Here is an 11,451-nt window from a genome sequence, read left to right as displayed (position 1 = left end):
CACAGCGGAACACGCTATACGCATTTTCAACTGCCCCGGAATTTACGTACTCTTCGAGAAAACAAAGCCCTCCGAACGACCACGTCTTCGGAATAGCCCGTTCCGGCATACCGTTTGCAAATTAGACAATTGAGTGGGAACACAGAGGACCAGTCTGAAGACAGCCTTCACATCCCATGACGCAATCTCTTTCGATTGCTGAAATCTACTGCAAAAGTACACTACCAAGCGGCATGTATTTAAAGGAGCTTTTCACGATGAACCCGACGACGCCATCACCCACGACATTTGACTCCCCGACACTGGCAGACATTGAAAAACTCTTTGAAAGTGAAGACAACTGGTGTGTTTCAATCTACATGCCCACCCACCGTTCCGGTAAAGAAATAAGAGAGGATCCGATTCGATTAAAGAATCGTTTGGCGGAAGCGGAGGAACAACTTAAAAAGGCGGGAGTCGAATCCGGAGAAATCGATCGACTCTGCAAATTGGCCCAAGCTCGTTGTAACTTGGACACAGATGCCAATCGTGAATTCTGGCGTCATCAGGCTGATGGTTTGGCGATATTGTTAAACGACGGAGAGGAACAGGTTTATCAACTCCAAATGCCCGTCGACGAGCTGACATTGGTTTCTCATAGATTCCATTTGAAACCGCTACTGAGAGCTGCCCAGAGTGATCTTGAATACTGCGTACTTGCCGTCAGCCAAGGGAAAGTGAGGTTCCTTGAGGGATCGCGGAGCGGATTGTCTGAGCGACCCATTGAAGATTTGCCGGCTGGACTCCAGTCCATCGTTAGCGGCGATCATCAGAAGGGATTTAACATGCATTCGTTTAAGGTAGCTTCGGGTGGTGGCGAGAATGCCGTCCCCCACGGGCATGTCGAAACTGATCAGGAACATGAGCTTCGCCGTTATTTTCGCATCATCGACGAAGCGATCGGAGAAGCATTACACGCGGACAGCCGGCCTTTAGTCTTTGCGGGAGTTGATGAATTATTCCCGTATTTCCGCGACGCTTCCGAATACAGTCACCTAATAGAGGAACCCATCGGTGGAAATCCTGATGAGCTTTCCGCTGAAGAATTGCACCAAAAGGCTTGGCCGCTAGTAGCAAAACAGTTCCACAAGCGGGAACACCAAGCTTTGGAACGCTGGAACTCTGTTGCACATACCGATACGGCTGAAGATTCCGTTGAAGCAATTCTAAACGCAGCCCATGATGGTCGTATTGATACACTCTTATTGAAAGCAGGAAGTCACTGTTGGGGGAAATACGATGCCTCCATTCGTGAGACGACTATCGAAGAACAATCTTCTGCCAACAATTACGACTTATTCGATTTGGCGGCCATCAAGACATTACAAGCCGATGGTCGTGTTGAATTACTGGAAGAAGAATCGCTTCCTAAGGAATTACCAGCGGCGGCGATTTGCCGTTATGCCGCCTCTTGATGTCCTCCTCAGGCGAGCGAATAGCATAGATCGGTTTCTCTGTATTTCTCGACTGGGTAGGGGGCGACACATTTCCCGACTGGGTTGGGGGGACACTGAAACATTCGTGGCACAGATAAATGTGTCGTCAAAAATAATTAGCCATCAAGGAGCTCGACCATGTTTGTGATGGAAAGCATTTTCACTCACGGTATTGCACAGTTATCCTATTTAGTGGGAGACACGGACACAGGGGTTGCCGCGGTCATTGATCCCAGAACTGATGTCGAGGTCTACGAGCAATTATCCCGGAAGCACGGCCTGTCAATCACTCATATTTTTGAGACACATATCCACGCGGATTTTGTTTCAGGAAGTCGATCGCTGGAAAGCCGGATTGGGACTGCAAATATTTATTTGAGTAGTGAGCACGCCGACTATCACTTCAGCGGAGAATCGGTAAAGGATGGACAAAGCTTCGACTTCGGAGCTTTCCGTCTGATAGCTAAGCACACACCCGGTCACACTCCCGAACACCTGTCTTACGAGTTGTATGAGCGTGACGCTGAGAATCCATGGGCGGTATTTACCGGAGATTCACTGTTCGTAGGCTCGGCGGGGCGACCAGATTTGCTGGGCGATAAAGAAACGGAATTGCTTGCAGACGAGCTTTATAACACACTCTATGAGTATTATCTGGGTCTTGACGACTTCATTACGATCTACCCAGGCCACGGAGCGGGCTCTGCTTGCGGAGCCGATATTGGTGATCGGCTACAGAGCACTATTGGATACGAACGACGCACGAATCACTTTCTCAAATTCCCTGATTTGAAAAGCTTCCGTCAGTTCGTTATCGATGATGCACCACCAGTCCCCGCCCACTATCCAGAGCTGAAAATAGTTAACGCGGATGGTCCCGATATTATGGACCGTCTTCCAACAATTCCAGCTCTACCTCCGAAAGAGTTTCGCCAAGTGTCGCGAGAACCCGGCATTACAATTGTGGATACTCGTTCAATGCTGGCATTTGGTGGGGGACACGTGGCAGGGGCAATCAATATAGGAGATCGACCTGAACTTTCGGCGTGGATTGGTCAGATGTTTTCTCTTGATCAACGTTTGCTATTAATCGTTGAGGATGAAGCTGACGTTGATCGCATACAGCGTCTAATTGTTCGCACGGGACACTTCTCATTTGCCGGCTTCTTAAGTGGTGGAATGAAAGCTTGGGAGATTTCAGGACTGCCATTCGAGACATTACCGCAAGTTTCCGTACATGATTTACACGAACAACATTCGGCAAACAATGAACTGATAATTCTGGATGTCCGTTCTCCCAGTGAATGGGAATCCGGCCACATTCCGGGAGCCCAGCACTACTTCGTTGCGGATATGAGAGAAAGAATAAACGGATTAGATAAAGATGCCTCGTATGTCACCTACTGCGCAAGCGGATATCGGGCGAGTATCGCCTCAAGTTTAATGAAGGCCCGCGGCTTTAGCGACGTCCGCAATGTACCAGGGAGCTGGAGTGCGTGGACTGCTGCCGGGTATGCCGTTGAACAATCGGAAGGGGTAGAAGCATGAGTGCAGAAACGATGACAGCCACTTTATTGGCCAAGATCAACCCACTGGATTACCCCGGCCCCGCTTGGTCTCCTTATCTAGTAGGTGCATTAATTGGGGGGCTATCGATGTTAACGTTTTATTTTTCGAATAAACCACTCGGAGCATCGACGGCATATGCCCGTATCGCGGGAATGCTGGGAAGGTGGATTGCCCCGACTTTTACAAATTCGCTCAAATATTTCCAGGATAACCCTCCTAAAGTCGGTTGGGAACTGATGCTTGTCGGAGGAGTAATAATAGGTGCATTCGTCGCTGCCCTGACGGGGAATGAGCTAACAGGACAGCTATTACCCGCTATGTGGCAGGAACGCTTCGGCAATGACAGCGGATTGTTAAGAATTGTGGTTACCTGCGCCGGCGGCATCTTAATGGCCTTCGGTGCCCGCATGGCTGGAGGTTGCACCAGCGGACATGGAATTAGCGGCACGTTACAACTCGCAGTCGGATCATGGATTTCGGCAATTTGCTTTTTCATCGGTGGGATAGTGACAGCGATGCTGATGTACTGGAGCTAGACAAGCACTCCATAGAGTCGGCCTGATTGGGTCGATTTAACTGTATAGCCCCTATAGGGTGATTCACGGAGAACAATAATGGCAATTCATATTGACAAACCGATTCATGCAGACGCTGACAATAAGCAATCTGCAGCCAAGGTCCCCGTCGAATCGAACAAGACATTGGTCTTGGGCCTCTTCTTCGGAATACTCTTTGGGTTCTTGCTACAGAAGGGGGGCGTCGCTAAATTTCACGTCTTGATCGGTCAACTTTTACTGGTCGATTTCACTGTTGTTAAAGTCATGTTAAGTGCCGTCGTCGTCGGTATGTTAGGTATTCATTTAATGCACCGACTCGGTATGGTTGAACTGCATATTAAACCCACTCGACTGGCATCCAATACCATCGGAGGTCTGATATTTGGTTGTGGTTTCGCCTTATCAGCTTATTGTCCTGGTACCGGCGCTGCGGCACTCGGGCAGGGAAACTTTGATGCCATAGCCATGATCGTCGGAATGATCGCCGGTTCGTATCTGTTTGCAATGGCTTCAGGATGGATCGCGCGTAAGATCAATCCAGTAGGAGACAAAGGAAAGCTGACTCTCCATGAGGTTCTACCAATAAATAATACAATGGTAACTATCGGTTGTGCCATTCTCCTCTCGGGCGTTTTAGTCGCTCTGGAAACGTTTACAAGCCGATAACACACACCACATTGAGAGTATTACAAGATACAACGTTCATCGAAATGCGTTCACCGAATTGCATGAGTCCGACGAATACAGAATTATTCGACATGATTGGAGCGACGATGAGAAGTTCACCCCTATCGACAGATACAAACTCCAGCAACGAGATTACTGACAATGCGGCCACAGATAAAAAGAACTTAAACAAAGGATCTATGCGCGCAGTCGTTTTTGATGACTATGGAACTCCAGACGTGTTGCGGTTGACAGACCGCCCAATCCCGCAGCGGTCAGCTAATGAGATTTTGATTAAAGTGCATGCATCCAGCGTAAATCCAATCGATTATCGATTGCGAAGCGGAGAAATGAAGGGAATTCTTCCGGGTGGATTTCCTAGAATACCTGGATATGACGTTGCCGGCGAGATTATCGAATCTCCTACGAAATCGACGTTTGATCCAGGTGATCGAGTCATTGCTTTCTTGGACAATAAGTATGGAGGTGCCTTGGCCGAATATGCTGTGTGCGAGCCTGAAGTCGTCGCCAGGATTCCAGCGGGCCTTCCGTTTGAACAAGCTGCCGCCATTCCTCTTGCGGGTACAACCGCACTTCAGTCACTCCGGAACCATGGAAATATGCAAACAGGAGACCATGTCTTGATCAATGGAGCCAGCGGGGGCGTAGGAGCTTTCGCCGTACAGATCGCCAAGGCTTATGATTGCCATGTGGATGCGGTGGCCAGCGGCGACAATGAGGAATTCTGCAAGTCGTTAGGTGCCGACCACTTTTACAATTACGAAGATGTCAACTTCGAAGATTCAGCAGAACGATGGGATGTCGTATTTGATGCTGCTGGAAAGTCGGGTTACTGGAACTCGCGGACCGTCCTCAATAAGGGAGGACGTTATGTTTCCACCGAACCAGATGTGAAAGGAATGATCATGACAGTGGTCACCTGGCCGCTTTCCAAGTCTGGTACGGTGATGCTGGCCAAGCCGAACGCCGATGATTTACGAACGCTGATAGATCTGTATGAGCAGGGGAAACTTAAGATTACGATTGACAGTACATTCCCGCTGAGCAAGGCGGCGGACGCACATCGATATGTAGAACAAGGTGTTGAACGTGGTAAAGTGATCGTCTCTCATCAAGAATGATCCTTCCAGTTTCGACTGTTAATTAGCCGAGCGAACATTTATTTTGCTTCATCCAACCCGCGATATTTCAACTTAGTCGACTAACCCATTAAATTCTATATTTTTTCACTGAGCTGCAGGCAATTGTTCATCCCGATTTCCATTTTAAATCGATCTGAACCATTCTTGAAACAGAGGTAATCAAGGAACGTCTACAGGACCGCCAGAGGAGGGAAAACTGGTTCATTGAAATGTTGTCCGCTAGTTCCTCCCGCAGATTATCAGATTGCAGTACAAGACGAAGGCTATCTAAGTGGTATGGAACTTTCAGAAACGCATCTGGCACTGGCTATTTCATTTGGACTCGGACTACTCGTTGGATTGCAGCGTGAGTGGAAAGAATCCGAGATCGCAGGGATTCGCACTTTCCCTCTCATTACTTTATTGGGAACGCTGACGGTCACACTTGGTGCAGATCAAGCTAGCTGGTTGACAGCTGCAGGTCTAGTCGCGGTCGCCTTTCTCTTGACTGTTGCAAACCTCGCTAAGATACGCGCCAAAACGTTCGATTTTGGCATGACGACCGAGGTCGCTGCATTGTTGATGTTCGTCGTAGGATGTGCACTGGGAGTGGGACTGACCGGTCCTGCAGTTGTTACTGCGGGCATTACAGCGGTGCTATTGCACTGGAAAGACCGACTGCACGGAATCGTCAATTCGCTCACGGGTAAAGATCTCAAAGCGGTCATGAATCTGGCATTGATTGGGTTGATCATTCTGCCACTGCTCCCAGACGAAACCTATGGCCCCTACGAGGTCTTGAATCCTTATGACATCTGGCGAATGGTGGTTTTGATTGTCGGCATCAGTATGGTTGCATACGTCGCCTACAAATTACTGGGAGCAAGAGTCGGTTCGATCCTTGGCGGAATCTTTGGCGGGTTGATATCCAGCACTGCGACAACCGTCAGCTACGCCAGACAAACGAAAGAATCTCCCGAACTGAGCGGCCTGGCCGCTCTGGTTGTCCTCATCGCCTCGACTATTGTCAATATTCGTGTCCTGATTGAAATTGGAATCGTAGCCCCAAATCTGCTGAGGGATGCTTTAATCCCAATGGTACTGATGCTCCTGTTAATGATTGCCGAATGTTTCGCAATGTATTTTCCACTTCGAAATCAGAAAACCGAACCGCCAAATCACGACAATCCGGCACAACTAAAACCAGCGATTATTTTTGGCGTACTCTACGCCGCTGTTCTGTTCATTGTCGCCGCCGCCCGAGACATATTCGGTGAACAGGCATTGTACTGGATCGCAGGTATCTCTGGTTTGACCGATGTAGACGCAATTACACTCTCGACCGCCAAGATGTTCAACGAAGAACGGATTGACGGTACCACCGCCTGGCGCGTGATTCTTATCGCTACGATGTCGAACCTGGTGTTCAAAGCGGGGGCAGTTGCCATGCTCGGGAGCCGCAGACTGCTTTTCTATGTGGCGATCTCATTCGGCATCGCCATTGCGGGAGGAGTCTTGCTCTTGCTCTTCTGGCCCGGTATCGAATCAACAGGACTCTCCTCCTGGATCGATTCCGCCGGTAGCCAAGAGTAAAACTGCAAGCCCCCAGTTTTCACTAGGTACACTCTTCACCAATCATATTCCTGGATGAGTATTTCCAATTTGTTTGAACTCGTCATTGACCTGAAGACTTTATTGAAGAAGTGTCCGCCCACATCAAGCAATGCAATTGAGACATGTCGAATGGTACGACATGTGCTTTAAACTTCCGTGTAATCTCATTCATAAACAAACTTGCCACATTGTGTTGTTGGAATTGAATTATTATCGATTCCATAAGCTCCTTGAGTGAGTGCTACAAGGCTAAAGCGTAAGATACTCGATAGGGAAACAGTCACCCGGACGGTCAGTCTATCAGACCGTTGTCAGTGAAACAGCTAATAGTCAAGTGGTCGCCCATCGATCCGATAGACCGCAGGGCGGTCGTATCCACAATCAGTTCACCCTGGCGTAATCACTGCCTACAGAATTAAAGACGACGTCATCACTTTCAGGATGTCATCGCAACCAATCAATCTAGTTTAAGTTCTATTAGACTTTGGAAAGAATACTTATGAGCTATGTAGCCCCCTTAACGATTGACGAAGCCCCTCAGGACTCTCAACCGCTTCTTAAGGCGATTGAGAAGAAGTTCGGTCAATCACTAAATCTCTTCAGCACATTAGCTCATCAACCTGACGTTCTGGGTGGTGTCACTCAAATCAATGATGGCATCCATCAGGATTTGAAAGACAGCTATCGAGAGTTGGCCTATTACAAAGCGTCTCACATCAACAAGTGCGATTACTGCTCTCACTATCATCGTCAAGCCGCACTCAAAGCGGGCTTGAGTGAAGACCAACTGAATTCGATGGATGCAGGTTCCGATTTATTTGATGAAGAGGAACAGGCTATTTTGGAATATGCAGATCAACTAACCCGCACTGCCAAAGTCGATGCGGAACTTGTCGACAGATTGAAACAATTCCTGGATGACCGACAGCTCGTCACATTAGCGGCGACAGTAAGCTTGGCGAACTTCACCAACCGCGTGAACCATGGACTTGATATTGAATTGCCATGAATAAGAACCAATTCGACGTTATTGTCGTCGGCACCGGTCCAGCGGGATCGAAGATCGCACGCAGTACTGCTAAATCCGGTTCACGGGTCGCCCTTATAGAATCCCGTGAGTTCGGAGGAACCTGTGCGTTGCGTGGATGCAATCCCAAAAAGGTCTTCGTTCATGCAGCATCGCTAATCGACCAGATTCATCGAGCTGACGGTAAACTGATTACTGATCATGGTGTGAACATCGACTGGCAACAACTATGCGCATTCAAGAACAAGTTTACTGAGCCAGTCGCCGCTAAGAGTGAACGATCCTTTCAGGACGATGGAATTGAGACTTTTCACGGAACTGCTAAATTTAGCGATGAAACGAGAATTTGCGTCGATGATCTTGCTCTCGATGCAAACCGGATCGTCATCGCCACAGGTGCGAAACCGACACCGTTGACGATCCCGGGAGAAGAATATCTGATACATAGTGATGAGTTTATGGAACTCGATCATCTTGGCGACCGTATCGTTTTCGTGGGTGGCGGATATATCTCGATGGAATTCGCCCATGTCGTTGCACGCTGCGGTAAAAAGGTCACTGTAATAGACCATCAAGACCATGTGCTTACCGGATTCGATACCGACTTAGTTAAATTACTGCAGAACTATTCTCAACAGAGAGGTATTGATTTTCGACTGGGTCACCGAGTCGTTGGTATCGACGGGGCAGGGAACAAATCAAAAAAGGTGATCTTGGAGGATGGCGGCCTCATTGAGTGTGATATGATTATCCACGGAGCGGGGCGTGACCCTAGCATCTCCACCTTGCAACTTGATGTAGGCCATGTCGACTTTGAAGACCAGGGTATTATTGTTGATCAATACATGAGAAGTACTTCCAATCCCATCGTTTATGCAGCAGGCGATTGCGCCGCGAGCGGCAAACCGAAACTGACTCCTACCGCGAATGAGGAAGCACGCATCATCGCAGATAACTTGTTCAACAATGAGCCGGAAACTCTTCCCTCCTACGGTCATATTCCACGGGTGGCGTTCACGATTCCCGCGATTGCAGCAGTGGGCATGTCTCAGGAGGAGGCGAAAGAATCTCACTCAGAAGTCGATGTTCGTTTTGAAGAGACTTCGTCCTGGAACAGCAATCGTAAAACCGGAGAAACGGTCGCGGGATATAAACTAATTATCGACAAGCAGACTGACTTAATATTGGGAGCACACCTTCTCGGCCCCCAAGCCGAAGAAACGATCAACATTTTTGCTCTCGCCATGCGATACAATCTGACAGCCACCAACCTGAAGGCAACTCTTTTTGCCTTTCCCACGCACGCAGCCGACATTCGCAAAATGGTATAGATATTTGATCTCCACACAACGCGCACCCTTGAGAAGTCTTGACGAGATCATCAGTTTAGAATCTAAGTGGGCCAAGCATTGCTCGCCATGCTTTTCAGCTAAGTATTCAAATGCAGGCACCGTCCCGGATTTCCCGCGTATCATAAATGTATACATCCTATGTTGAAAACTAATGTTATCAGGCGCTTATATTACTGAAGAACATTTATTTTCAATCGAACTTAACCAAGGAAAAGCAGCGATGGCCTCTCATTTCGAAGCGAATATGGGTTTCCCTACGCAGAGGTAGCGTGTAGTGCCGCAGGAAGATCAACGTCTGGTTGTCGTTGATTTATACAATGTCGCGATAGTAAAGCTGAATCAGACCACCGAGACGTTCGTAACATTCGATCTTACCCGCGACGCGTTCGACGTTTTCCTTAGGGCTAATCAACGGATTGACGAGAATCTGATGGTTCCGTTCTGAGTGGTAAAGAGCGATGTATTCCTTCAAGGCTCGTTCGAGATTGTTGTCCAAAGTAGATCATCTGCCGCAGCACTTCAGACTTCGCACTTCTCATCTAACGTTTAAGCTAGGCATTCATGGAGGCTTAAGGTCAAAATACTCGAACGATCTCCAAAGTGAGTCGAAACTTAGTTTGAGTTATATTCTGGCTGCAACTATGATCAGACCTGAAACCGGACACCAAGTCAAAAGACTGGTGGCATGTTGGGGAAGGGAAGATCATAATTGTATTCGTCAATTAAACGACATTCACATGTTCTCTGAATTCCCAGCCATATTTGATGAATTCCATCAATTCAGTTGTTTTCTACAGAAGATAATTCCTATGAAAGTTGTGCTCAGATTACGGCCTTTATTTCGTGTCGCTTTTAGTTCGACACGGCATACACAAACTCATTACCGTCGGAACCTTTGCGGTTTGACCTTAATCTTTTTTGGGATGACTGATGGGCTCTTACTTCATGCCCAAGATCCTGCGACGCATATTCCAAAGGAGGATTCTTTTCTGGTCCATGACTGGCAACGCGACCCCCGTAATCCGATTTTAGCTCCGGGTGGTGGCGATTTTGACGTGAGACGATGCATGAACCCCTTCGTCATAATTCACAATGATGAATATTGGATGTTCTATGCCGGTTCAGACAAGAAGGGGAACCATAGAATTTGTCTGGCGACGTGCCCCAAAGATGACATCACCGCCTGGAAACGACTCGGCCCAGTTTTAAATAATGGTCCCGCTGGCTCATTTGATGAACTCTGGTGTGTGCTGCCATGTGTTCATCGTATCGGCGACCGCTGGCACCTCTACTATACCGGGCGTAAAAAAGGAGGAGGCGGATTGCAGTCTTTCACTGGCATTGGGTTGGCTGTGAGTGACGATTTAATCAATTGGAAGAAAATATCCAACGAACCCGTTCTTCAAGGCGATGGATTCACTGATTGGCCCGACAACCAAGGTATAGCAGGAGGAGGCCCCATCACCGAAATTGAACAAGCGGATGGGTCAATTTTGTACCGACTGCATTACACACTCGCAACGGGAAGTACCGATTCTGATTTACGAATCGATCAGGCCAAACAATCGGTAATCGCTCATTCCAAAGATGGAATTACCTGGTCAGACAAACGCGTCGTCCTACGCCCACGCGAGGAAGCTCTTTATGAAAACGCTGCAACTATCGCGCTCAATGTCTGGAAAACTCCGACAGGCTGGAGAGCGATTTACGCCGGCATTGGAACGGAATTTGGAGCCTATTCCATTTGCGAAGCCACCAGTACCGACGGTGTGAACTGGCATCGCGGTAAGCCAGGAGAAAATCTGTCGATGCCACCGGGAAAAGCAGCCTGGGAAAACAAAATGGTCGAATACCCATTCGTTATCCGAGAAGGCTCAAAGCTGAGACTCTTCTATTGCGGAAACGGATATGGCAACACGGGTATCGGTACCGCCGTGGCTACTCCGTTGGACTGACCTGCCCCGGGAATGCGCCAGTCTTTCGCCCTAGTGTTCGGCTGTTGCAAGGGGATTGTTCGAGTCCCTCACCATCATAACGTAGAACGTCGTC

10 protein-coding genes are annotated in these 11,451 nt (G+C 48.4%); 9 read left to right on the top strand and 1 reads right to left on the bottom strand.

Annotated elements, in window-relative coordinates; genetic code table 11:
* The first annotated feature begins 257 nt into the window (after positions 1-257).
* From Pla110_RS08660 to Pla110_RS08625, 8 genes are all read left to right on the top strand, one after another.
* Entirely contained in the window at positions 258-1,454 is a 1,197-nt protein-coding gene (locus Pla110_RS08660; RefSeq protein ID WP_144995178.1) for a baeRF3 domain-containing protein, read from the top strand.
* A 159-nt stretch (positions 1,455-1,613) separates the two neighbouring features.
* The gene (locus tag Pla110_RS08655) at positions 1,614-3,023 is read left to right on the top strand and encodes a rhodanese-like domain-containing protein (protein ID WP_144995176.1); all 1,410 of its coding nucleotides are present in this window, start codon (positions 1,614-1,616) and stop codon (positions 3,021-3,023) included.
* Entirely contained in the window at positions 3,020-3,580 is a 561-nt protein-coding gene (locus tag Pla110_RS08650; protein ID WP_197440601.1) for a YeeE/YedE thiosulfate transporter family protein, read from the top strand. Before Pla110_RS08655 ends, Pla110_RS08650 begins: the two co-directional genes overlap by 4 nt.
* A 78-nt stretch (positions 3,581-3,658) precedes the next feature.
* Positions 3,659-4,267, top strand: coding sequence for a DUF6691 family protein (locus Pla110_RS08645; protein WP_144995174.1), 609 nt, complete (start codon positions 3,659-3,661; stop codon positions 4,265-4,267).
* Between the two features lie 200 nt (positions 4,268-4,467).
* Positions 4,468-5,409 carry an NAD(P)-dependent alcohol dehydrogenase gene (locus tag Pla110_RS08640; protein WP_144995172.1) on the top strand — a complete coding sequence of 314 codons (942 nt, stop codon included), beginning with the start codon at positions 4,468-4,470 and terminating at the stop codon, positions 5,407-5,409.
* A 297-nt stretch (positions 5,410-5,706) separates the two neighbouring features.
* Entirely contained in the window at positions 5,707-7,002 is a 1,296-nt protein-coding gene (locus Pla110_RS08635; RefSeq protein WP_144995170.1) for an MgtC/SapB family protein, read from the top strand.
* Between the two features lie 520 nt (positions 7,003-7,522).
* Entirely contained in the window at positions 7,523-8,032 is a 510-nt protein-coding gene (locus tag Pla110_RS08630; protein ID WP_144995168.1) for a carboxymuconolactone decarboxylase family protein, read from the top strand.
* Complete coding sequence (locus Pla110_RS08625) at positions 8,029-9,381, top strand: dihydrolipoyl dehydrogenase family protein (RefSeq protein WP_144995166.1); 1,353 nt, start codon at positions 8,029-8,031, stop codon at positions 9,379-9,381. The genes Pla110_RS08630 and Pla110_RS08625 overlap by 4 nt, the downstream gene beginning before the upstream one ends.
* A gap of 331 nt (positions 9,382-9,712) precedes the next feature.
* Here the strand turns inward: Pla110_RS08625 and Pla110_RS08620 are convergent, their stop codons facing one another.
* Entirely contained in the window at positions 9,713-9,898 is a 186-nt protein-coding gene (locus tag Pla110_RS08620) for a hypothetical protein (RefSeq protein WP_144995164.1), read from the bottom strand.
* A gap of 571 nt (positions 9,899-10,469) precedes the next feature.
* On the opposite strand from Pla110_RS08620, the gene Pla110_RS08615 reads away from it, so the two are divergent.
* Positions 10,470-11,357 (top strand): glycoside hydrolase family protein, encoded by an 888-nt coding sequence (locus tag Pla110_RS08615; protein WP_144995162.1) that lies wholly within the window; start codon positions 10,470-10,472, stop codon positions 11,355-11,357.
* The last annotated feature ends 94 nt before the right edge of the window (positions 11,358-11,451 follow it).

It is taken from the genome of Polystyrenella longa, from assembly GCF_007750395.1.
Lineage (GTDB): Bacteria > Planctomycetota > Planctomycetia > Planctomycetales > Planctomycetaceae > Polystyrenella > Polystyrenella longa.
This window is presented reverse-complemented; position numbering and strand designations above follow the sequence as displayed.

What these genes read in the sequence shown, in the direction of transcription:
- Pla110_RS08660 (WP_144995178.1), top strand. Translation starts at nt 258, where the DNA reads ATGAACCCGACGACGCCATCACCCACGACATTTGACTCCCCGACACTG.
- Pla110_RS08655 (WP_144995176.1), top strand. Translation starts at nt 1,614, where the DNA reads ATGTTTGTGATGGAAAGCATTTTCACTCACGGTATTGCACAGTTATCC.
- Pla110_RS08650 (WP_197440601.1), top strand. Translation starts at nt 3,020, where the DNA reads ATGAGTGCAGAAACGATGACAGCCACTTTATTGGCCAAGATCAACCCA.
- Pla110_RS08645 (WP_144995174.1), top strand. Translation starts at nt 3,659, where the DNA reads ATGGCAATTCATATTGACAAACCGATTCATGCAGACGCTGACAATAAG.
- Pla110_RS08640 (WP_144995172.1), top strand. Translation starts at nt 4,468, where the DNA reads ATGCGCGCAGTCGTTTTTGATGACTATGGAACTCCAGACGTGTTGCGG.
- Pla110_RS08635 (WP_144995170.1), top strand. Translation starts at nt 5,707, where the DNA reads ATGGAACTTTCAGAAACGCATCTGGCACTGGCTATTTCATTTGGACTC.
- Pla110_RS08630 (WP_144995168.1), top strand. Translation starts at nt 7,523, where the DNA reads ATGAGCTATGTAGCCCCCTTAACGATTGACGAAGCCCCTCAGGACTCT.
- Pla110_RS08625 (WP_144995166.1), top strand. Translation starts at nt 8,029, where the DNA reads ATGAATAAGAACCAATTCGACGTTATTGTCGTCGGCACCGGTCCAGCG.
- Pla110_RS08615 (WP_144995162.1), top strand. Translation starts at nt 10,470, where the DNA reads ATGAACCCCTTCGTCATAATTCACAATGATGAATATTGGATGTTCTAT.